Source organism: Georgenia wutianyii, assembly GCF_006349365.1.
Classification (GTDB): Bacteria; Actinomycetota; Actinomycetes; order Actinomycetales; family Actinomycetaceae; genus Oceanitalea; species Oceanitalea wutianyii.
Genome location: NZ_CP040899.1, coordinates 1,050,869 through 1,072,966, shown reverse-complemented (window position 1 = coordinate 1,072,966; position 22,098 = coordinate 1,050,869). Strand labels below are relative to the sequence as shown.

The window sequence follows — 22,098 nt, the reverse complement described above, 5'->3', positions numbered from 1 at the left end:
CGCCCCCACAGACGCCGCTCGCCTCGTCCCTCCCTCCCTCGCCCGGGGCGAGGGGTGAGTCGGGAGGACGAGGCGAGCAGGTGCGTGCGGGCCGGTGCGCCCGCGTCCGCGGCTGGTCAGAGGGCGGGGAACCAGAGCCCGATCTCGCGGGCGGCGGACTCCGGGGAGTCCGAGCCGTGCACGAGGTTCTGGATCACCTGGGTCTCCCACGCGCGCGCGAGGTCGCCGCGGATGGTGCCGGGGGCGGCCGTCGTCGGCTCGGTGGTGCCGGCCAGGGAGCGGAAGCCCTCGATGACGCGCACGCCCTCGACGACGGCGGCGACGAGCGGCCCGGAGCCCATGAACTCCACGAGCGGCTCGAAGTGGGGACGGCCGCGGTGCTCGGCGTAGTGCTCCCCGAGGAGCTCGGCGTCGGCGCTGCGCATCTCGAGCGCGACGATGCGGTAGCCCTTGGCCTCGATGCGGCGCAGCACCTCCCCGACGAGGGAGCGCTGGACGCCGTCGGGCTTGATGAGGACGAGGGTGCGTTCGGTGGTCTGGGTGGAAGTCACGGGGCGACCCTACCTGGCGGGAGGCGCGTCCCCGGTGACGGCCGGGCCCTCACCCGCGCGCGCCTGGTACTCGCGCTCCTCGCGCTCGCGCACCACCCGCTCGGCGTCGATCTGGCTGCCGACGCGCAGCGACACGAGCCACAGCACGGCGAAGACGGCGCCCACGATGAACATCATCGGCACGACGACACCGGTGGCGAGGAGCGCGACCTGGAGCATGGAGCCGAGCACGTACCCGGCCACGCCGCGGCGCACGAGCGCGCCGGCCACCAGCGCCCACAGGGCGAGCACGCCGCCGCCGACGAGCAGGACCGGCACGGAGGTCAGGCGCAGGCCGTAGACGACCAGTCCGGCGAAGAGGACGACGAACGCCTCGCTGATCAGGAGGGTGGCGGCGAAGAGCGCGCGGGCGCTGCGGGTGGGACGACTCATCGCCACGATCCTACTGAGCCGGGGAGAGCTCGCCGACGAGCGGGACGACGTCGGCGATGGAGTCCATCACGCGCGTGGGCACGTAGGGGAAGCGGTCGACCTGCTCGGGCTTGGTGGAGCCGCTGAGGACGAGGATCGTGCGCATGCCGGCCTCGAGGCCGGAGACGACGTCGGTGTCCATCCGGTCCCCGATCATCACCGTGGACTCGGAGTGCGCGTCGATCCGGTTGAGCGCGCTGCGCATCATGAGCGGGTTGGGCTTGCCGACGAAGTAGGGCGCGACGCCGGTGGCGCGGGTGATGAGCGCGGCGACGGCGCCGGTGGCCGGCAGGGTGCCCTCGGCCGAGGGGCCCGAGGGGTCGGGGTTCGTCGCGATGAAGCGCGCCCCCTTCTCGATGAGCCGGATCGCGCGGGTGATCGCCTCGAAGGAGTAGGTCCGCGTCTCGCCGAGGACGACGTAGTCCGGGTCGACGTCGGTCATCGTGTAGCCGACCTCGTGCAGCGCCGTCGTCAGCCCCGCCTCCCCGACGACGTAGGCACTGCCGCCGTGGCGCTGCCCGTCGAGGAACTGGGCCGCCGCCATCGCGGAGGTCCAGATCGCCTCCTCGGGCACGTCGATGCCGCCGGCCCGCAGCCGCGCGCACAGGTCGCGCGGCGTGTAGATCGAGTTGTTGGTCAGGACGAGGAAGCGCCGGCCCGAGGTCATGAGCGCCTCGATGAACTCGGCGGCGCCCGGCAGGGCGCGGTGCTCGTGGACGAGGACCCCGTCCATGTCGGTGAGCCAGCTCTCGACGTGCTTCATCTCGCTCATGGACACATCGTGCCGCACCGGGGAGCCCCTCACGCCCCGGTCTCACCCAGGGGGACCCGGACCTACGTCTCGCCGAAGCCGTCCTCGACGACCTGGGCGACGGCGTCGAGCGCGTGCTCGGCCTGGGGCCCGGTCGCCCGGACGGTGAGCTGTGCACCGCCCGGCAGGCCCAGCCCGATGAGGGCGAGCACGCTCGCCCCGTCGACCCCGTTGACCTCGACATGGGCGTCGAACCCGGAGACGAGCCGGGCGAGGGTCGCGGCCGGGCGCGCGTGCAGGCCGAGGGAGTTGCGCAGGACGAGCACCCGCTCGAGGACCTCCTCCCCCGGCTCGGACGCGGTGGTCTCGGTCGGGTGCGCGCCGGGGAAGGACGCCGCCGCGGCCTCGGCCGCGCGGGCCACCGCCTCGGCCCCGGCCCCGCCCTGGGCGGCGACGGCAGCCGCCACCGCACCCTCGACGAGCGGGGCGTCGGCGAGCACGACGTCGTCGCCCCCGACGAGCTCGAGGACCGACTCGGCGGTCATCGTCGCCGAGCCGAGGTCGGTGATGACGACGACGCCGTCCTCACCCTCGGTGAGCTCCTCCAGCGCGCTGGCGACCTTGTCGAAGCTCGTGCCGATGCGACCGTCGACCGTGCCGCCCGCGGCGCGGAGCACGACGTCGGGCGCCATCTGCTCGGCGACCTCGCACACCCCCCGGGCGAGCTGGGCCGAGTGGGACACGACGAGGATCGCCGTCGTCATGACGACTCCTGGTCCCCCGCCGCGGCGTCTGCGGCGGCCCGCAGGACGAGCGCGCTCGACTGCGCGCCCGGGTCGCGGTGACCGGCGGACCGGTCACCGAGGTAGCTGGCCCGCCCCTTGCGGGCGACGAGCGGCTCGGTGGCCCGGGCCCCCTCCTCCGCGGCCTCGGCGGCGGCCTTGAGGGCGGCGCGCGCCGAGCCCCCGACCTCGGCCACCGAGCGCGCGGCCGCGGCGGCCGGGGCGAGCGCGTCGACCATGGTCTTGTCCCCGGTGGTCGCCTTGCCGCGGGCCTGGACGCCCTCGACGGCCGCCGTGAGCATGGCGGCGACCCCGCCGGCGTCGAGCGGGCCCTGCCCCGCCGCCGTCGCCGCGCGGAGGAAGGCGGTGCCGTAGAGCGGCCCGGCGGCCCCGCCCACCGTCGACATGAGCGTCGTGGCGATGAGCTTGAACACCGCGGCTGGGCTGTCCGGCGTCGCGTCGGCGAGCTTGGCGGTCACCGCGGTGAACCCGCGGTCGAGGTTGTCGCCGTGGTCGCCGTCGCCGATCTCCCGGTCGAGCTCCATGAGCGCGATGCGGTTCTCGGCGACCGAGCTCTGCGCGAGTTCGGCCCAGCGCACCGCCCAGGCGGTGTCGAGTGTGTCGTCCATCTCGTCCTCACATTCCCTGACGCAGTGCCACCGTAAGCGCCGGAGCGTCCCACAGCGAGACGAGCTCCTCGTCCAGCGGCATGACGCTGATGCTCGCGCCCGCCATGTCCAGGGAGGTGACGTAGCTGCCGACGAGCGAGCGCACGACCGTCGCGCCGCGGGCCTCGAGGATCCGCCGGGCGGCGCCGTAGAGGATGTACAGCTCGAGCGACGGGGTGGCGCCCATGCCGTTGACGAGGAGGAGGACGTCCTTGCCGTCGACCCCGCCGAGGTCGGAGAGGACCGGCTCGAGGAGGAGCTCGGCGGTCTCGTCGGCGGACACGGCCTTGACGCGGCGGCGGCCCGGCTCGCCGTGGATGCCGATGCCGACCTCGACCTCGTCGTCCTCGAGGTCGAAGGAGGGCCGGCCGGCGGCGGGGACGGTGGGGGCGGTGAGGGCGATGCCCATGGTGCGCACGGCCGCGGCGGTGCGCTCGGCGACGGCGACGACGGCGTCGAGGTCGTCACCGCGCTCGGCGGCCGCCCCGGCGATCTTCTCCACGACGAGCGTGCCGGCGACGCCGCGACGGCCCGCCGTCCACGTCGAGTCCTCGACGGCGACGTCGTCGGCGACGAGGACGCTGCGCACCGTGAGCCCCTCGGCCTCACCGAGCTCGGCCGCGACCTCGAAGTTGAGGACGTCCCCGGTGTAGTTCTTGACGATCTGGACCACGCCCGCCCCACTGTCGGCGGCCTGCATGGCGGCGAGGATCGGCTCGGGGCTGGGCGAGGTGAAGACGGCGCCGGGGACGGCGGCGTCGAGCATGCCGACGCCGACGAAGCCGGCGTGGAGCGGCTCGTGGCCACTCCCCCCGCCGGACACGAGGCCGACCTTGCCGGGGACGGCGCCGCCGGCGCGCGAGACGAAGAGCGGGTCCTGGCTGGCGGTGAGGATGTCGGGGTGCGCGGCCACGAGGCCGGCGACGGACTGGGTGACGACGTCACCCGGGTCGTTGATGAGCTTCTTCACAGCGGTCTCCCTCGTCGTCGTGGGACGGTGCGGCCGCCGCCCGCACACTCGTGCGACCCGGCGTCCCCGCCTGTGTCCACACCGTACCCGCCGCGCCCCCGCACCGGCAGGCCCAGCACTCCCGCATTCGTGCCCTCCATCCCGTCCCCCTCGCCCTTCCGCCGAGCGCTGGATCGTGCACGCGCGGGGCGTGCGGGATCCAGCGCTCGGCGGAGGGGGTCAGTGGCCGCGGAGGAGGAGGCGGGCCTCACCGACGAGGACGATCGAGCCGGTGACGAGGATGGCCCCGTCCTGCTCCCCGCCGTACTCCGCGCGGGCGGCCGCGAGGTCGATCGCCTCGTCGAGCCGCTCGGCGACGTGGACGCGGTCCTCGTCGAAGACGTCGCGCGCGAGGTCCGCGAGGTCCTCGAGGTCATACGCACGGCTCGAGGACGGCCGGGTGATGACGACCTCGTTGAGCAGCGGCTCGAGCCCGGAGAGGATCGACTCGGCGTCCTTGTCGCCCATGATGCCGACGACGCCGACGAGCCGGCTGAGCGAGAACGCCTCCTCCAGCGCGCGGCGCAGCGCCTCGACCCCGGCGGGGTTGTGCGCGGCGTCGAGCAGGACCGTCGGGCTCGTGCGGACGAGCTCGAGGCGGCCCGGGGAGTCCGAGCCGGCGAGCCCCTGCTCGATGACCTCCGCGCTCAGCGCCCCGCCGCCGAAGAACGCCTCGACGGCGGCCACGGCGAGGAGCGCGTTGTGCGCCTGGTGCTCCCCGTGGAGCGGCAGGAAGACGTCGGTGTACGTCGCTGCGGGGGTGCGCAGGACGAGCATCTGCCCGCCGACGCCGAGCTGCCGGTCGACGACCGCGAGGTCCGCGCCGTCGACGAGCAGCCGCGCATCGAGGGCGTGGGCGGCGTCGCGCACGAGCGCCGCGACGTCCTCCTCCTGCTCGGCGCACACGACGGTGGAGCCGGGGGTGAGGATGCCGACCTTCTCGGCGGCGATCTCGGTGAGCGTGTGCCCGAGCCAGCGCTCGTGGTCGCGGGAGATGGAGGTGAGGATCTCCACGGTGCCGTCAGCGACGTTCGTCGCGTCCCAGCGCCCGCCCATCCCCGTCTCGACGACGGCGACGTCGACCGGCGCGTCGGCGAACGCCGCGTAGGCCATGACGACGAAGACCTCGAAGAAGCTCAGGCGCGGCCCTCCCTCGGCGCGCGAGCGCTCGTCGACGAGCTCGACGTAGGGCGCGACCTCCTCCCAGAGCGCGACGAACGCCTCCGGGGAGATCGGCTCGCCGTCGATCGCGATGCGCTCGCGCACGTCGCTGAGGTGCGGGGAGGTGAAGCGCCCGGTGCGCAGGCCGCGCTCGCGCAGCAGGCGCTCGGTGATGCGGGCGGTGGTCGTCTTGCCGTTCGTCCCGGCGATGTGGATGACCGGGTAGGCCCGCTGCGGCTCACCGAGCAGCTCGAGCACCTGGCGGACCCGCTCGAGGCTCGGCTGGACGTCGTGCTCCGGGGCGCGGGCGAGGATCTCGGTGTAGATCCGGTGCACCTCGGACTGCGCCTGGGCGCGCTCGACGGGGTCGACCTCGGCGGTGACGTCCGGGGAGGCCAGGACGTCGTCCACGACCGTCGGGTCCGGCCCGGCGAACAGGCCGGACGACGTGAGCTCCTGCGCGGCGAGGTCGTGCTCGGCCTGCGCGGCCTCCTCCTCGGCCGTGCGGTCCTCGTCCTCGTCCATGTTCATGTCCCTGCTCACGCCTCCACGACCTCCAGTCGGACGCCGACCTCGTCGGTCGGGCTCACGTCCACGGCGAGGGAGACCGCGAGGGTCTCCGCGGTGACGAGCTCGGCGTGGTTCTCGATCCACCGCGCGTAGCGGCCGGGCACGTCCACCGCGAGCGCGATGCGGTCGGCGACGTGCAGGCCGGCGGCCTTGCGCTCGTCCTGGACGCGGCGCACGAGGTCGCGGGCGAAGCCCTCGGCGAGCAGCTCGTCGTCCAGGCCGGTGTCGAGGACGACGAAGCCGCCGCTGTCGAGCACGCCGGCGGCGCGCTCGTCCCCGGGCCGGTCCTCGACCTCGGTCGTCAGGGTGTACTCCTGCTCCTCCAGGGCGATGCCGTCGACGACGACGCCGTCCTCGGTCTGCTCCCAGGCGCCCGAGCGGGCGGCCTTGATGACCCGCTGGACGTCCTTGCCGAGCCGCGGCCCGGCGACCCGGGCGTTGACGGTGAGGCGGGTGTACACGCCGTACTCCTCCGCGGCGCCGTCGGCGAGCGAGCGCAGCTCGACCTCCTTGACGTTGACCTCCTGCGCGACGAGCGCGGTGAAGGGCTCGAGCAGCCCGGGCTCGTCGGTGACGACCTGGAGGCGGCGCAGCGGCTGGCGCACCCGCAGGGAGCCGGCCTTGCGCAGGCCGAGCGTGGTGGACACGACGTCCCGCACGCGGTCCATGGTGGCGACGAGCTCGTCGTCGGCGAAGGCGTCGTCGAGCACCGGCCAGTCGGTGAGGTGGACGCTGCGCCCACCGGTGAGCCCGCGCCACACCTCCTCGCTGATGAGCGGGGCGAGCGGGGCCATGACGCGCATGAGGACCTCGAGCGCCGTGTGCAGGGTGTTGACGGCGTCGGCGTCCTCCTGCCAGAAGCGGTCCCGCGAGGTACGCACGTACCAGTTGGTGAGGACGTCGAGGTGCTCGCGCACGGCCTGGCTCGCGCCGGGAACGTCGTAGGCCTCGAGCAGGCGGCGCACGTCGGCGGCCAGCGTGCGGGTGCGGGCGAGGAGGTAGCGGTCCATCACCGGCAGGCCGGCGGCCTCCTCGGGGCGCACCTCGCGGCCGACCATGCCGGCCCCGTCGTTCGCGGCGCCCGCGTACAGGGACAGGAAGTACCACGTGTTCCACACGGGCAGGAGCACCTGGCGCACGTTCTCCCGGATGCCCTCCTCGGTGACGACGAGGTTGCCACCGCGCAGGATCGGGGAGGCCATGAGGAACCAGCGCATCGCGTCCGAGCCGTCGCGGTCGAAGACCTCGTTGACGTCGGGGTAGTTGCGCAGCGACTTGCTCATCTTCCGGCCGTCGGACCCCAGGACGATGCCGTGGGAGACCGACGTCGTGAACGCCGGGCGGTCGAACAGCGCGGTCGCCAGGACGTGGAGGGTGTAGAACCACCCGCGGGTCTGCCCGATGTACTCGACGATGAAGTCGCCCGGGTTGTGGTGCTCGAACCAGTCGGCGTTCTCGAACGGGTAGTGCACCTGGGCGTAGGGCATCGACCCGGAGTCGAACCACACGTCCAGCACGTCGGGGATGCGGCGCATCGTCGACCGGCCGGTCGGGTCGTCCGGGTTCGGCCGGGTGAGCTCGTCGATGAACGGGCGGTGGAGGTTCGGCCGGCCGTCACGGTCCAGCGGCAGACGCCCGAAGTCGGCCTCGAGCTCGGCGAAGGAGCCGTAGACGTCGATGCGCGGGTAGGCCGGGTCGTCCGAGACCCACACCGGGATCGGGGTACCCCAGTAGCGGTTGCGGGAGATCGACCAGTCGCGCGCCCCGGCGAGCCAGTTGCCGAACTGGCCGTGCTTGATGTGGTCGGGCACCCAGCTGATCTGCTCGTTGAGCTCGACCATCCGGTCACGGAAGTCGGTGACGCGCACGAACCAGCTCGTCACCGCCTTGTAGATGAGCGGCTGACGGCAGCGCCAGCAGTGCGGGTAGGAGTGGTCGTAGGTCTCCTGGCGCACGAGGACGGCGCGCTCGGCCTCCGCACGGCGGGCCAGCGGGCCGGTGCCGTGCTTGAGGTCGGCGATGATCGCGCGGTTCGCCTCGAAGACCTGGGTGCCGGCGTAGTCGGCGACCTCGGGGGTGAAGCGGCCGCCGTCGTCGACGGGGACGACGGTGCCGATCCCGGCGGCGGCCGAGACGGCCATGTCCTCCTCACCGAAGGCCGGTGCCTGGTGGACGATGCCGGTGCCGTCCTCGGTGGAGACGTAGTCGGCGGCGAGCACCGTCCAGACGTTCTCCCCCAGGCCCTCGCGGCCGACGAAGTAGTCGAAGATCGGCGCGTAGCGGCGCCCGGCGAGCTCACGGCCGGTCGTGCGCGCGACCTCCTGCGGCTCCTCCCCCAGCTCGCGGGCGTAGGCGGCCAGGCGCGCGGCGGCGAGGACCACCCGCTCCCCGGCGAGCGGGCCCTCGGCGGGCACGACGGTGACGTACTCGACGTCCGGCCCGACGGCGAGGGAGAGGTTGGAGGGCAGGGTCCACGGCGTCGTCGTCCAGATGAGGGCGAGCTCGCCCGTCTCCAGGCGCACCCCGACCGTCACCGACGGGTCCTGGCGCTGCTGGTAGACGTCGTCGTCCATGCGCAGCTCGTGGTTGGACAGCGGGGTCTGGTCGTTCCAGCAGTACGGCAGCACCCGGTAGCCCTCGTAGGCCAGGCCCTTGTCGTAGAGCTGCTTGAAGGCCCAGATCACCGACTCCATGTAGGAGGGGTCGAGCGTCTTGTAGTCGTGGTCGAAGTCGACCCACCGGGCCTGGCGGGTGACGTACTCGCGCCACTCGCCGGTGTACCGCAGCACCGAGTCCTGGCAGGCCTTGTTGAAGGCCTCGATGCCCATCGTCTCGATCTGGGACTTGTCGGTGATGCCGAGCTCGCGCTCGGCCTCCAGCTCGGCGGGCAGGCCGTGGGTGTCCCACCCGAAGCGGCGCTCGACGCGCCGCCCGAGCTGGGTCTGGAACCGTCCGACGACGTCCTTGACGTACCCGGTGAGCAGGTGCCCGTAGTGGGGCAGGCCGTTGGCGAACGGCGGGCCGTCGTAGAAGACGAACTCGTTGCTGCCGTTCTCCCCCGCCGGGCGGTGGTCGACCGAGGCCTGGAAGGTGCCGTCGGCGTCCCAGTAGGCGAGCACGTCCCGCTCGAGGGCGGGGAAGCTCGGCGAGGCGGGCACCTCGCCGCCGGCCTGGTGACGCGGGTAGCGGGGGGCGGGCGTGGGGTGCTCAACAGCCATGGGCGGTGGTCTCCTCGTCGTCGTGCCGTGGGTGCGAGGACGACGTCGGACCCTCCCGGGCCGCTGCCGCGGTACCACCTCGCTTGCCGTCGGGTCCGCGGCCGGGGGCCGCGGCCCGGGGCCGCTCTCCTGCGGTGATGACGGTCCGCATCCGGCCGGTTCTACTGGGGGCTGGTGCCCTGTTCTTCCGGCGGCTCACCGGTGATGGCCGGGTCGAAGCCTTTGCTGCCGACGATTGTAGCCACGTCGCGCGGCGGGCCGCGGGCCGCGATGGGGAGTTCTCCCTATCCATACCGGTGTGCAGGACGGGTCGCGCTCGCCATCATGGTCGGCGGGAGGACGCGCACGACGCACGTCCCGGCGAGAGGAGAGGCACACGTGGTCGACCTGTTCATCGACGGTGACGCCCTGGCTGCCACGCGGGCGACGCTGGAGAACATCCGCGAGACGCTGTCCGGCGCCGCCGGCGCGATGGCGTCCGTCCCCGGCGACGTCACCGCCAACGACACCCTCCGCGCCCGGCTGAGCGGCTTCGGCTCGGAGTGGAGCGACGGCATCGACAAGCTCGCCGAGGCCTCCGGCGGTGGCGCCGAGGGCCTACGGGTCATCGCCGAGGGCTTCGCCCAGCTCGACGCCGAGCTCGCGGCCGCCCTGGAGACCTCCGGGGAGGGAGCGTGATGAGCACCTTCACCGCACTGGGCTTCGACCCCGCCCCCGGCTCCCTGGGGGCCGCCGAGTCCGTGGCCGAGCAGGTCCGCACGACCGCCTCGCGCATCCGTGAGGCGGCCGACGTCCTCGGGGGCACGGGCCGCCAGGACTGGAAGGGCGAGACCGCCACCGCCTTCCACGAGACAATGTCGGAGGAACTGACGCCGCGGGTCCTCACGGCGGCGGACAGCTTCGAGACGGCCGCGACCGCGCTGGCCACCTGGGCGAGCTCGCTGCTCACCTTCCAGACCCAGGCGGTGGAGCTCGAGAGCCGCGCCCAGGCCGCCCTGGCCCAGGTCAGCGCCGCCGGCGAGGACCTCACCGCCGCGCAGCACAGCGAGGACCCGGAGGCCGACACGGACGGCCCGGCCGGCCTGCTCTCCGCGGCGGCCGCCGAGCTCGACTCGATCCGCAGCGAGGCCTGGGCGCTGGCCGACAGCTACGCCTGCGAGGCCGAGTACGTCGCCTCGTGCCTGGCCGACGCCGGTGACGCCGCCCCCGACTCCAGCTGGTGGGACGACTTCAAGGAGTGGGCAGGCGACCTCGAGGACTGGCTCCAGGACTACGTCCTCCCCGTGCTCGAGGACCTCATCGACGTCCTCGTCGTCGCGGTCGCCGTCGTCGCCATCATCGCGATGGTGCTCTCCGGGCCGGTGGGCTGGCTCGGCATGGCCGGGCTCATCCTCGGTGGCGCCGCCGTGGCCATCGACGTCGCGCAGTGGGCGGGCGGACGGGAGGACGGCACCGAGGCGCTGACCGGCGCGCTCGGCATGCTCGCCGGCGCCGGGCTCGGCAAGGCCATCCAAGGCCTGGGCAGCATGGCGATGGCGAACGGCGGCATGTCCGGCCTCGTGCCCGCCATCGCCGGGATCTCCCGGGGCACCGGAGGAGCGGGTGCGACGGCCACGGCCGTGCTGTCCTTCAACCCCGTCGGGCCGATGGCCACGTGGGGGTACATCACCGGCCGTGCCTACGAGGAGAGCAAGAACGTCATGGACACGGCCCAGGGCCTCAACGACGTCGGCAACCCCGCCTCCCGCACGGTGGAGCGCTTCCGCAACATGTTCGACGGCCACGGCTTCGTCACGGCCGAGCAGCGCCACGACATCGCCGAGAGGCAGGGCAGCAAGTGAGCGCGCCCGCCCGCGAGCGCTTCTGGGTCCCCACGCCGCCCGGCTGGGTGGAGATCGCCGCGTTCGACTCCGACGCCCGCGCCGAGCAGCACTGGCGCGACATGGTCGAGCCGGCCCGCGAGTACCTCGGAGACGCCCGCACCGACCACCTCTACACCGGGCTGCGGGCGGCGCGCGAGGCGGTCGCCGGCACCCGGATCACCTCAGCCGGCGCCGTCGTCACCGAGGTCGACGACGAGCCCGCGGTCTGGACGTTCTCGACGACGATCGAGCACGTGCGCAGCGGGGAGGTCAACCCGGTCGCGCTGGTCGAGCGGTCCCTCGGCCGGACGGGGACGGTGGAGTCGACCGAGGACATCACGCTGGTCGACGGGCGGACGGCGGTGCAGTCGTTCATCACGCTCACACCCGAGTCCCCGATGGGCCGGGCGGGGGACGACGCACCGGCTGCTCGCCCGGAGGCGGGCGAGCGGCCCGTGGACACGCTCGGCACGTGCGTCGTCGCCGTCGCGCTGCCCGGCCGGCCGCACGACCTCGTCCTCGTCACCGGGAGCTCCCCGGACCCCGAGCATCGCCCGCTGCTCGCGCACGTCGTCAGTGCCATCGCGGCCGGCGCGCACGTCGGCACCGAGCCGCCGGAGGGGGTGGCCAAGGCCGGCGGGGTGCTGCCGGTGAACGGCCCGGAGGGCGCGTGAGGTTCCTGCCGGCGACGGTCGAGCCCTACGTCACTGCCGCGGAGCGCGGGGAGACGACGGGCGCACGCCACCCGGCGGTCCACGCCCTGGTGCGCGAGTACGTGGGGGCGCCTCGCATCCTCACCGGCGCAGGGTTGTGGCTCGGCGTCGTGGCGGCGCTCGTGGTCGCCGTCGTCGGCTGCATGGCGGTCCTCTCCACCGTCGTCGGAGGGGATCCCGTGACCACCGGCGTACTGGGCGGCCTCGGCATCGCCGTCGCCCTCGCGGGTGGCGGCGTCGCGGCGCTGCGAGCGCGTGACCTCATCCGTGCGGGCGGGCGACTGTCACGTGCCGCGGAGGCGTGGATGACGAGCGACCCGTCGCGCACGGCCGGCCTGGGGCACCGGGTGCACGGTCTGCTCTCCGCCCTGCGCCCCGAGATCTTCCCGCGGGTCATCCTCTGCAGCGTCACCGGCCTCGCCGCCGTGCTCTGTGCCTGCGCGGTGGGCTACTCCGTCTGGCAGCTGACCGAAGGCACCCCCGACGTCGCGGTCAACGTGCTCATGGGCGTCGCGTTCGCCGCGCTCGCCGGCGTCTGCGCCGTCCCGGCCGTCGCCCTGTGGCGCGGGTCGCGCCGCATCCAACGTGGACTCGTCCACGACCCGGCGGCGATGGCACAGGACGTTGGCGGATAGCACCCCTGGCGAACCACCGGACGGCGTTTACGGGAGGTAATTACTCGAAGGGGCCCAAGGTGGCGGTCCAACAGTTTCGTTCGCGTTTCACGGGTTCACCTTTCAGACCGGCCTCGACCGCTAGACGCGTACTCAAGACGGCGCCGTGGAGTGGGCGAACACATTGCACGAAGCACCGGCCTGCTTTTGCGTACGCTTCCGTCGGCCGGTGGCATTTCGCTTAAACGACAGCCCTCAGACCGGCTCCTCGTCTCATTCGTCGGCTCGCACTGGTGGCAGCAGGGTCATGTCCACGGGAGGCGTAGTGCGATCGAACTCAACATAGTAGCCTGCGAAGGCCTGCGGAACTTTGACCGTGATGCGATGACGCCCATTCTCAGTGGGAGTGACGTGGACCAACTGCCCGTCCGTGTCCACCGAACTCCCCACCGGCGCGCTAAACTCCGCATCCGGATTTAAACGCTGCGCCACTTGAATGGCCTGCGCGATGCGTTCTACTGCCGCACCGAGCAACTCGAACACGTCCCCTTTCGGGTCAAGCACGAAAGCCGCCCATGATGCCACTTCGTCGATCGGGCCTGGTTTGGATGCAGCTGACTGTACGGCTTCACGCGACTTCGTCTCTGTCCCAAGCACGCTCTCGAGCGTTCCCTGTGAATGAAGCCACAGCCCTGCATCTCTCCAAATCTCAAGCAATTTGGCGCGACGAGACTCATGTCCTGTCCCCACTGGAACGCTCGAGCTGAGCCAAACGGCTCTACTTTTCGGATTACTAGAAACACCCTCCTTGCGCATCTCTTCGATGAGCGGTCGTAAGAGCACGTGCGTCTTTGCAGGCTCGATTGCTAGGTCAACCCGATAGCGCTGCGTCACGTCTGAGCGCCGGTCCATCACTGCTTGCACTTGCGAGTCAAGGCATGCATCGAGATCGGCGATCGCCTTGAAGTTCAGCCCCGCCCTGCTTGCGATGTTGAACCACAAAGCAACCCCTCCACTGCCGCCGCAGTCGATCAGCTCAGTCTGGGCAACTACCTCAGCGGGTTGAGTGCGTCCCATCGCGACAGATAGCGCGGCCACATCCAGGATTCCTTCAACTAAGACGGGCCGGGGGGCGAAGACGAGTTGCGACACCAGGCCCGGGTTCTGAAGGAGGCTTCCCTCCACCCCCCTCTCTTGTTCCTTATCGATAAAATCAGACAATCTTGATGGACGCCCTCCCGGCTGAAATAGCCACAAGGATCGTAGGTCATCTACCGTCTTTGGCGTAATGGCGGCGGGCTCGTGGGTGATGACGACGGCGCTATTCCCTGTCACCTCGCACACCTTGTTCAGTTCGCCTAGCCACAGCCTCAACATTGCGGGGTGCAGGTGCAGTTCCGGTTCATCTACGACAAGGAGTCGCCAGTCGTCGCTATACGTCGCAGCAAGTAGTGAAACCAACTCGCGCAAACCGTGACCCTCGTCGCGGAGGAGCGAGTATGACACAGAACCCATTCTTATGTAAGGGTCGAGGTACCCGGATGTCTCACGGAGCTCTATATCGCGATTGAGCGCCTTTCTAAGGAAGGCGGCAACTCGGAGAAGGACCTCCGGCTTCTCGCGAAGTGCGAAGTAATGCTCGGCAGCGCTACCGACTTTCTCAGACGCTTGTCGAATATGAGGCCTACTAGCTGCATCTAGGGGCAGCCCCTGAAAGTCTTTTGGTGTATGTCCCCAGCCCTGTGGCTGGAAGCCCATGACCCCAGTCAAGCGATCTGTCGAGAGTAGGCGCGCCTCCGGGGTCTTTGAAGCAAGCGCCCGGCCCGCACGGCTCTTACCGCTACCATTCCGTCCGACGAAGTATGTGACATCGCCGGACCGCGCGGACATGGTGAGGAATGGCTCCTGGTCGCCGGACCCTGGGAGCACATCCTCGCCCGTAAGCGTCACTGTGAGCATGGCGGATGGTTCGTCGCCCGGTGTGTTCATGGGGCAAGCATGCCCTGAACGCGACCCGCTCTGCTCGTTTCCGGGCTCGTCACAATTGAGGTGTAGTCGCGACCTAAAACCTCCGGTCTCGAGCAGTGACCTGACGATGTAGTTGGTGAGGTTGCGGAAGTCAAGGGAGGAGCCGCACAGGTGCTCGAGGCGCCCGTTGATCACCTCTTTCGGTCCGCTTGCTGGTGCCGGGCGGTCGAAGTCGGCCAGGGACGTAGGCGGCGTGCTTCTTCGATGTCCGCCCGAGTGTGCGGACCTGGCCACCGAGATCGACTACGACTCCACGCTCGTTGCAGGCACGCGGGCGCTGGTCGAGGAGCTCATGAAGACGTCGGACATCGAGGCACTCCCCGTCCCCACCGACGCCGACCTCAGCTGGCAGGGGTAGACCGTCAACCGCCCTGGGTGACGGTATCCCGGACCTCCGAGCGGGCTCGCGGGGCCGGGGATCGTCACCCCCGCGATTCGGCTCCACCTCCCGGTGACCTGCGCCACAGCCTCATCCACGGACCCCTGCCCGGTCCCCGTGCACAGTGGTCGTATGGACCCGAGCATCCACCGTGGTGAACGTCCCGTCGCCGACGGCTATCGTCTCTTCGCCCGTCGCGAGGCACACGGCATCTCCCCCGTCTACGAGGCCTGGGCGAACGCCGTCGCCGAGGACGACGCGGTCCTCGCCCTCCTCGACACGCTCCCGGGTCCGAAGCGACAGCCGAACCTCGTCTTCGCCGCTGCCCGCCACCACGGCGCTGACGGCACCTACGACTCCTTCCGCAGCACGGTGCTCGAGCAGTGGGAGCAGGTGCGCCGCACCATCACGTCCCGCGCCACGCAGACCAACGAGGCCGCCCGGTGCGCCGTCCTGCTGCCGTTCCTGGCCCGGCTGCCGCAGCCCCTCGCCCTCATCGAGGTGGGAGCGTCCGCCGGCCTGTGCCTGTTGCCGGACCGCTACTCCTACCGGTACTCCGACGGCGCGCGTTTGGACCCGGCGGGCGGCCCGTCCGACGTGGTCATCACCAGTCGGCTCGGTCCCGGCATCACGGCCCCGTCCGCACTGCCGCACATCGCCTGGCGGGCCGGAATCGACCTCGCGCCGGTCGACGTCACGGACCAGGATGCCTGCGCCTGGCTGGAGACGTTGATCTGGCCCGGACAGCCAGATCGCCTCGAGCGTCTGCGAGGTGCCCTGGCCATCGCCCGGCGGGAGCCGCCACGAGTCGTCCGGGGCAACCTCATCGAGGCCCTTCCCGACCTGGCCCGTGAGGCGCCGGCCGACGCCACGCTGGTCGTCTTCCACAGCGCCGTGCTGGCCTACCTGTCGCCCGAGGACCGCTCCCACTTCGCCGGGGTGGTCGACGACCTCCCCGGGCACTGGATCAGCAACGAGGGCCGGGGTGTCCTTCCGGGGCTCCCGTCCCCGGGCGTCCGAACCGACGACGGCCGGTTCGTCCTGGCCGTCGACGGGCGTCCGCGCGCGCTCACCGATCCACACGGACGATCGGTGTCCGGTCTCGCTGAGTGAGCCGGGCGCGCGGTCACCGGTTGCGCGCCACCACGGTGTTCGACGCCTGCGCCCTGGGCCGCAGGACCATGAGGTCGACGTTGACGTGGTGCGGGCGGCTCAGCGCCCACGCGATCGCGTCGGCGACGTCCTCGGCGAGCAGCGGCTCGGCGACCCCCTCGTAGACCTTCGCGGCCGCCTCCTCGTCACCCAGCCGGTTGAGCGCGAACTCCTCGGTGCGCACCATGCCCGGCGCGATCTCCAGGACGCGCACCGGCTGGCCGACGAGCTCCAGGCGCAGAGTGGTGGCGATGGCCCGCTCGGCGTGCTTGGCGGCGACGTACCCGCCGCCGCCCGGGTAGGTGTCCAGCGCGGCGGTCGAGGACACGACGAGCACGTCGCCGGCGCCCGAGGCGCGCAGGTCGGGCAGCAGCAACTGGGTGAGGCGAAGCGTCGCCAGGACGTTGATCTCGTACATCCGCCGCCAGTCCTCCACGCGACCGTGCTCGACCGTGTCCGCGCCGAGCGCTCCGCCCGCGTTGTTGACCAGGCTGTGGAGCGGCCCGCCCGCGCGGACCTCGGCGACGAGCGCGGCGACGTCGTCCTCCTCGGTGAGGTCGGCGGGAACGACGGCGCAGCCGGTCTCGCGCGCGAGGTCGGCCAGGCGGTCGGCGCGCCGGGCGGTGGCGACGACGTCCCAGCCGTCGGCACGCAGCCGGCGCACGGTCGCGGCGCCGATCCCGCTGGAGGCACCGGTGACGAGCGCGCGGCGGGCAGGGGCGGGGGTGGTCCGGGTGTTCATCCCCCCATGGTGCCCGGCCCAGCAGGGTGCGCGGCGCTACTGTGGCCTCCGACCACGAGGCGCAGCAGGAGGCGGCATGACCATCGGATTCGTCGGCGCGGGCACCATGGCGGGCGCCATCGTCCGCGGCATCACGGGCGCGGGAGTCGTCCCGGGCGGGGACGTGCTGCTCTACGACGTCGCCACGGACGCGGCCCGGCGACTGGCCGACGACGTCGGGGCCACCGTGGCGCGCTCGGCGGAGGAGGTCGTGCGCGGCAGCGACGTCGTCGTCCTCGCCGTCAAGCCGCAGGTGCTCCCGGCCGTGCTCACCGACCTCGCCGGCGCCGTCACCGAGCGCCGTCCGGTACTCGTGTCCATCGCGGCGGGGATCACCCTCGCTGCTCTCGAGGAGCACCTGGGCGGCGCGGACGTGCCGGTCGTGCGGGTCATGCCGAACGTCAACGCGATGATCGGCGCGGGCATGGCCGCGGTGTCCGGGAACGCCGCCGCGAGCGCCGCGGACGTCGCGCGCGTGGTCGAGATGTTCGACGCCGTCGGGGGCACCGTCGAGATCGCCGAGAAGGACTTCGCGACCTACACCGCCATCGCCGGGTCCTCCCCCGCGTTCGTCTTCACCTTCGTCGACGCCCTCGCCCGCGGCGCCGTCCGCGGCGGGATGCCCAAGGCGCTGGCCACCCGCATCGCCGCCCAGGCCGTCCTCGGCAGCGCCCGGATGGTCCTCGAGCGCGCCGAGGCCGGGGTGAGCCCGGCCGACCTCGTCGACATGGTGTGCTCGCCCGGCGGCACGACGATCGCCGGCATCGTGGAGATGGAGGAGGCGGGATTCTCCCCCGCCGTCGTGCGCGGGGTCCAGGCCGTCATCGACCGGGACCGCGAGCTGGGCGGCTGACCCCCTCGCCGCGCCGAGGCGCGTTCGCGGCGTTACCGTGCCCTCGACACATCGACGGGGGAGGCGACATGGGCACCGCGGACGACCGGGCGACGACGCTCAACGGCAGGATCCTCGGCATCAGCCTGGCGGCAGCGCTCGGAGGGTTCCTCTTCGGCTTCGACACCGCCGTCATCAACGGCGCGATCGACGCGATGAGCACGGACTTCGGGATCAGCGGCTTCCTCCAGGGCTTCGCGGTCTCCTCCGCCCTGCTCGGCTGTATCGCCGGAGCCTGGTTCGCCGGCCCCCTCGCCTCCCGCCACGGCCGCATCCGGGTCATGGTCATTGCCGCGGTGCTGTTCTTCGTCTCCGCGATCGGCTCCGGCCTGGCTGTCGGCACGTGGGACCTCATCGCCTGGCGGGTGCTCGGCGGCCTGGGCGTCGGGGCCGCCTCGGTCATCGCCCCGGCCTACATCGCCGAGGTCTCCCCGGCCGAGATCCGCGGCCGGCTCGGCTCCCTGCAGCAGCTGGCGATCGTCCTCGGCATCTTCGCCGCCCTCCTGTCCGACGCGTTCCTCGCCGACACCGCGGGCGGCGCGGCGGAGGAGCTGTGGTTCGGGCTCGCGGCGTGGCGCTGGATGTTCATGGCCGAGGCCGTGCCGGCCGTGCTGTACGGCCTGTTCGCGCTGACCATCCCGGAGTCGCCACGGTTCCTCGTCGACCAGAAGCGCGAGAAGGAGGCCGCCGAGGTCCTGCGCCGGTACACCGGGGTCGCGGACACCACGGCCAAGATCACCGAGATCCGGGAGTCGCTCAAGCGTGAGCAGCGCGAGAGCCTCGGCGACCTCCGGGGAGCGCGGCTGGGCCTCAAACCGATCGTCTGGGTGGGAATCGGGCTGGCGGTGTTCCAGCAGTTCGTCGGGATCAACGTCATCTTCTACTACTCGACGACGCTGTGGCGCTCGGTCGGCTTCGAGGAGAGCCAGGCGCTGACGACGTCGGTCATCACCTCGGTGACGAACGTCGTCGTCACGGTCGTGGCGATCCTCCTCGTCGACAAGATCGGCCGCCGGCCGCTGCTCATCGGCGGCTCGGCCGGCATGGCCCTCACGCTCGGGACGATGGCGGTGGCCTTCTCCCAGTCCCAGGGCACCGGCGAGGACGTCGCGCTGCCCCAGCCCTGGGCCACGGTCGCCCTGGTCGCGGCCAACCTGTTCGTCGTCTCCTTCGGCGCGACCTGGGGCCCGGTCATGTGGGTGATGCTCGGGGAGATGTTCCCCAACAAGATCCGCGCCACCGCGGTCTCGGTGGCCTCCGCGGCGAACTGGTTGGCGAACTTCGCCGTCTCGACCACCTTCCCGAGCCTCGCCGAGGTGGGGCTGAGCCTGGCCTACGGGCTGTACGCGTTCTTCGCCCTCGTGTCGTTCTTCATCGTCGTGTGGCAGGTGCCCGAGACCAAGGGCCGCGAGCTCGAGGACATGACCGACGAGTCCCGCCGCCGCAAGCCGGCCCCCACGTAGACCGCGTGGCCCCTGCCGGGGCGGCCGCTGTAGGCTGGCCGCGGATCACGGGCCCTGCCCGGAGACGGGTCACGTCCTGGACCCGCGGTCCGCGCGCGGCGCTGTGACTGCGCAGAGTTCCCTCGTCGAACCTGCCCGGAGTCGCCCGTGTCCCGCCGCCGTACCGCCGTCCTGCTCGCCGTCCCCGCCCTGCTCCTCACCGCCTGCGGGACCGCAGGCCCCGACGAGGGCGCCGACGCGACGCCGTCGCCGACCGCCGCCGACGCCGGGTTCCCGGTCACCGTGGCCACCTGCGGGACGGAGACCACCCTCGCAGCGCCGCCGGAGCGGATCGTCACGATCAAGTCCGCGGCGACCGAGATGGTCCTCGCACTGGGCGCCGGGGACCGGATCGTCGGCTCGGCGTTCGCGGACGGGCCGCTGCCCGAGGGCGTGACCGAGCCGCCCGTGCTCGCCGAGCGCAACCCCTCACGCGAGGCGGTCCTCGACCTCGCCCCCGACCTCGTCTACGCCGGGTGGGAGTCCAACCTGTCCGACGAGGGCGCCGGGGAGCGCGCCGGCTACGAGGAGCTGGGGATCTCGACGTACGTCTCCCCCTCCGCCTGCCAGGACCCGGCCCACCAGCCGAACCCACTGACCTTCGAGGACGTCTTCGCCGAGATCGAGGAGGCCGGGCGGCTCCTGGGCACCCCGCAGGAGGCCGCGGCGCTCGTCGCCGAGCAGCGCGCCGCCCTCGAGGCCGTCGAGCCCGACGGCGAGGGCCGCACCGCCCTCTGGTACTCCTCGGGCCGGGACACCCCGTTCGTCGGCGCGGGGATCGGCGCCCCGCAGATGATCATGGAGGCCGCCGGGCTGACGAACGTCGCGGCCGACGTCCAGGACACATGGACCTCGCTGTCCTGGGAGGCGGTCGCCGAGCGCGCGCCGGACGTCATCGTGCTCGTCGACTCGGCGTGGAACACCGCCGCCCAGAAGGTCGAGGTGCTCGAGGCCAACCCGGTGACTGCGGCCCTGCCGGCCGTGCAGGAGGGCCGTTACCTCACCGTCCCCTTCGCCGCGACGGAGGCCGGCGTGCGCAACGTCGCCGCCGTCGCCGACCTCGTCGACCAGCTCACCGCCCTGGGGGCCGGATGACCGACGCCGCCACCCGGGCACCGGCCCGCCCCTCACCGGGCACGACGCCGCCCGCCGGCACCGCCCGGCGGCGTCTCACCCTGCTCGCCACGCTCGCCGGACTGCTCGTCCTGCTCGTCCTCGTCATGACGTGGGCGGTGACCGTCGGCCCGGCCTCGATCAGCGTGGGCCAGGTGTGGGGCTCGGCGTGGCACCACGTGTGCTCGGCGCTCGCGCCGGGGCAGGTCACCTGCCCCGGCGACCCGTTGACCCCGGTGCAGGAGGCGATCGTGTGGCAGGGCCGCGGCGCCCGCGTCCTCGCCGCGGCGGCGGTGGGGGCGGGTCTGGCGGTCGCCGGGACCGTGGTCCAGGCGGTCGTCCGCAACCCGCTCGCCGACCCCTACCTGCTCGGGGTGTCCTCCGGGGCGGCTCTCGGCGCCGTCGCCGTCCTCGTCCTCGGCGTCGCAGTGCTCCTGCCGGTCGCCGCGTTCGCGGGGGCGGTCGCCGCGCTCCTGCTCACCCTCGCGCTCGCCGCCTCCCGCGGCGGGCTGCCGCCGGTGCGCACCGTGCTCGCCGGGGTGGCCGTCGGCCAGGCGTGCTCGGCCCTCGTCAGCCTCGTGATCTTCTGGTCGACCACCGGGGACTCCTACCGCGAGATCCTCTCCTGGCTCATGGGGTCCCTCGGCGGCATCACGTGGCCCGAGGCACTGCTCGCCGCCGGCGCGACGCTCGTCCTCGGCGGCGCGCTCGCCACCCGGTCGCGCGTCCTGGACGCCTTCGCCCTCGGGGACGTCGCCGCCTCCTCCCTCGGTGTCGACGTGCGCCGCGCGCGCTGGGTGCTGCTCGTGGGAGTCACCCTGCTCACCGCCGTCCTCGTCTCGGTGTCCGGCGCGATCGGGTTCGTCGGGCTCGTCGTGCCGCACGCCGTACGGCTCGTCCTCGGCGCCCGCAACCACCGCGTGCTGCCGGTCGCGGCGCTCACCGGCGCGATCTTCCTGCTCCTGGCCGACACCGCCGCCCGCACCCTGTTCGACCCGCGCGAGCTGCCTGTCGGCATCCTCACCGCCGCGGTCGGTGCGCCGGTGTTCGCCGTCCTGCTGCGCCGGAGCCGGCTGTGAGCGCGGGGACGACGGCGCAGGCGGTACAGGCCGCCGCGCTCGCCGTCGCCGGCCTGCGGCTGAGCATCGGGGAGGCGCAGATCCTGCGCGACGTCGCTGCCCAGGTGCCGCCCGGGGAACTCAGCGCCGTCGTCGGGCCCAACGGCTCGGGCAAGTCGACGCTGCTGCGTGTGCTCGCCGGGGCGCTCGAGCCGGACGGCGGGGCGGTCCTGCTCGACGGCCGCGAGCTCAGCGCGATGCCGCGGCGCGCCCGGGCGCGGGAGGTGGCGCTCGTCGAGCAGGACGGGGCCGCGCCGGCCGCGCTCGACGTGCTCGACGTCGTCCTGCTCGGCCGCACGCCGCACCGGCCCACGTGGGGCGCGGACTCCGCGGAGGACCTCGCCGTCGCACGGGACGCGCTCGAGCGGGCGGGCGCGGCGGACCTCGCCGACCGGGACGTCGCCACCCTCTCCGGCGGCGAGCGCCAGCGGGTCCACCTCGCCCGGGCGCTGGCGCAGTCCCCCCGGCTGCTCCTGCTCGACGAGCCGACCAACCATCTCGACGTCGCAGCCCAGCTCGACGTCCTCCACCTGGCCGGTGAGCTGGCGGGGGTCGGCGTCACCGTGCTCGCCGCACTCCACGACCTGGGCCACGCGCTGCGGTACTGCTCGCACGTCGTCGTCCTCGACGGGGGCCGGGTCGTCGCCGCCGGGCCGCCCGCCGAGGTGCTCTCGGCCGAGCTCGTCTCGCGCGTCTACGGGGTACGCGCGGAGCGGGTCGTCGTCGGCGGACGGGACATGCTCCTGTACGAGCGGCGCTGACC

At 72.6% G+C, this 22,098-nt stretch carries 20 protein-coding genes and 2 pseudogenes; 11 read left to right on the top strand and 11 right to left on the bottom strand.

The genetic code is table 11. The annotated features are described in order from the left end of the window. Nucleotides 1-116 precede the first annotated feature (116 nt). The 8 genes from ndk to ileS form a co-directional block, all read right to left on the bottom strand. Nucleotides 117-551: a nucleoside-diphosphate kinase gene (gene ndk / locus FE251_RS04790; protein ID WP_139073646.1), complete on the bottom strand. Its 435-nt coding sequence runs from the start codon at nt 549-551 to the stop codon at nt 117-119. 9 nt (nt 552-560) lie between these two features. Beyond that, nucleotides 561-983, bottom strand: coding sequence for a DUF4233 domain-containing protein (locus tag FE251_RS04785; RefSeq protein ID WP_139073647.1), 423 nt, complete (start codon nt 981-983; stop codon nt 561-563). A gap of 10 nt (nt 984-993) precedes the next feature. Continuing rightward, on the bottom strand, nt 994-1,794 hold the full coding sequence (locus FE251_RS04780; protein ID WP_139073648.1) for an HAD-IIA family hydrolase: 801 nt from the start codon (nt 1,792-1,794) through the stop codon (nt 994-996). Nucleotides 1,795-1,856: 62 nt separating this feature from the next. Beyond that, nucleotides 1,857-2,537: a dihydroxyacetone kinase phosphoryl donor subunit DhaM gene (gene dhaM / locus FE251_RS04775; RefSeq protein WP_139948133.1), complete on the bottom strand. Its 681-nt coding sequence runs from the start codon at nt 2,535-2,537 to the stop codon at nt 1,857-1,859. Next, entirely contained in the window at nt 2,534-3,184 is a 651-nt protein-coding gene (gene dhaL, locus FE251_RS04770) for a dihydroxyacetone kinase subunit DhaL (protein ID WP_139948132.1), read from the bottom strand. The genes dhaM and dhaL overlap by 4 nt, the downstream gene beginning before the upstream one ends. 7 nt (nt 3,185-3,191) lie before the next feature. Continuing rightward, nucleotides 3,192-4,193 (bottom strand): dihydroxyacetone kinase subunit DhaK, encoded by a 1,002-nt coding sequence (gene dhaK / locus FE251_RS04765; protein WP_139948131.1) that lies wholly within the window; start codon nt 4,191-4,193, stop codon nt 3,192-3,194. Nucleotides 4,194-4,412: 219 nt separating this feature from the next. Further along, a complete protein-coding gene (locus tag FE251_RS04760) occupies nt 4,413-5,936 on the bottom strand; it encodes a bifunctional folylpolyglutamate synthase/dihydrofolate synthase (RefSeq protein ID WP_230976550.1) in 1,524 nt (507 codons plus the stop codon). After that, nucleotides 5,933-9,181: an isoleucine--tRNA ligase gene (gene ileS, locus FE251_RS04755; protein ID WP_139948130.1), complete on the bottom strand. Its 3,249-nt coding sequence runs from the start codon at nt 9,179-9,181 to the stop codon at nt 5,933-5,935. Before ileS ends, FE251_RS04760 begins: the two co-directional genes overlap by 4 nt. Before the next feature lie 378 nt (nt 9,182-9,559). On the opposite strand from ileS, the gene FE251_RS04750 reads away from it, so the two are divergent. The 4 genes from FE251_RS04750 to FE251_RS04735 are packed head-to-tail and all read left to right on the top strand — an operon-like array spanning nt 9,560 to nt 12,391. Next, the gene (locus tag FE251_RS04750; RefSeq protein ID WP_139072100.1) at nt 9,560-9,859 is read left to right on the top strand and encodes a hypothetical protein; all 300 of its coding nucleotides are present in this window, start codon (nt 9,560-9,562) and stop codon (nt 9,857-9,859) included. Further along, entirely contained in the window at nt 9,859-11,022 is a 1,164-nt protein-coding gene (locus tag FE251_RS04745) for a hypothetical protein (RefSeq protein ID WP_139948129.1), read from the top strand. Before FE251_RS04750 ends, FE251_RS04745 begins: the two co-directional genes overlap by 1 nt. Then, a complete protein-coding gene (locus FE251_RS04740) occupies nt 11,019-11,717 on the top strand; it encodes a hypothetical protein (protein ID WP_139948128.1) in 699 nt (232 codons plus the stop codon). Before FE251_RS04745 ends, FE251_RS04740 begins: the two co-directional genes overlap by 4 nt. Continuing rightward, nucleotides 11,714-12,391, top strand: coding sequence for a hypothetical protein (locus FE251_RS04735; RefSeq protein ID WP_139948127.1), 678 nt, complete (start codon nt 11,714-11,716; stop codon nt 12,389-12,391). Before FE251_RS04740 ends, FE251_RS04735 begins: the two co-directional genes overlap by 4 nt. Before the next feature lie 252 nt (nt 12,392-12,643). On the opposite strand, the gene FE251_RS04730 is transcribed toward FE251_RS04735, so the two are convergent. Beyond that, a complete protein-coding gene (locus FE251_RS04730; protein WP_456237479.1) occupies nt 12,644-14,128 on the bottom strand; it encodes an ATP-dependent nuclease in 1,485 nt (494 codons plus the stop codon). A 291-nt stretch (nt 14,129-14,419) separates the two neighbouring features. Further along, nucleotides 14,420-14,627 (bottom strand): annotated as a pseudogene (locus tag FE251_RS04725) (ISL3 family transposase); the annotation flags it as partial. Between FE251_RS04725 and FE251_RS15470 the strand changes: the two are divergent. Together FE251_RS15470 and FE251_RS04720 are read left to right on the top strand one after the other, a co-directional pair. Continuing rightward, nucleotides 14,592-14,756, top strand: coding sequence for a hypothetical protein (locus FE251_RS15470; RefSeq protein ID WP_168202592.1), 165 nt, complete (start codon nt 14,592-14,594; stop codon nt 14,754-14,756). The pseudogene FE251_RS04725 and the gene FE251_RS15470 sit on opposite strands and share 36 nt — an antisense overlap. Before the next feature lie 153 nt (nt 14,757-14,909). Further along, on the top strand, nt 14,910-15,890 hold the full coding sequence (locus tag FE251_RS04720; RefSeq protein ID WP_139948126.1) for a DUF2332 domain-containing protein: 981 nt from the start codon (nt 14,910-14,912) through the stop codon (nt 15,888-15,890). Nucleotides 15,891-15,903: 13 nt separating this feature from the next. On the opposite strand, the gene FE251_RS04715 is transcribed toward FE251_RS04720, so the two are convergent. Next, complete coding sequence (locus tag FE251_RS04715; RefSeq protein WP_139948125.1) at nt 15,904-16,671, bottom strand: SDR family oxidoreductase; 768 nt, start codon at nt 16,669-16,671, stop codon at nt 15,904-15,906. A 76-nt stretch (nt 16,672-16,747) separates the two neighbouring features. On the opposite strand from FE251_RS04715, the gene proC reads away from it, so the two are divergent. From proC to FE251_RS04690, 5 genes and pseudogenes are all read left to right on the top strand, one after another. Continuing rightward, entirely contained in the window at nt 16,748-17,563 is an 816-nt protein-coding gene (proC, locus tag FE251_RS04710) for a pyrroline-5-carboxylate reductase (RefSeq protein ID WP_139948124.1), read from the top strand. Nucleotides 17,564-17,631: 68 nt separating this feature from the next. Further along, nucleotides 17,632-19,065 (top strand): sugar porter family MFS transporter, encoded by a 1,434-nt coding sequence (locus tag FE251_RS04705; RefSeq protein WP_139948123.1) that lies wholly within the window; start codon nt 17,632-17,634, stop codon nt 19,063-19,065. Between the two features lie 147 nt (nt 19,066-19,212). Then, entirely contained in the window at nt 19,213-20,199 is a 987-nt protein-coding gene (locus tag FE251_RS04700) for a putative F420-0 ABC transporter substrate-binding protein (protein ID WP_139948122.1), read from the top strand. Further along, a complete protein-coding gene (locus tag FE251_RS04695) occupies nt 20,196-21,296 on the top strand; it encodes an iron chelate uptake ABC transporter family permease subunit (protein WP_139948121.1) in 1,101 nt (366 codons plus the stop codon). Before FE251_RS04700 ends, FE251_RS04695 begins: the two co-directional genes overlap by 4 nt. 104 nt (nt 21,297-21,400) lie before the next feature. Continuing rightward, nucleotides 21,401-22,096, top strand: a pseudogene (locus tag FE251_RS04690) (ABC transporter ATP-binding protein); the annotation flags it as partial. Nucleotides 22,097-22,098: the final 2 nt, after the last annotated feature.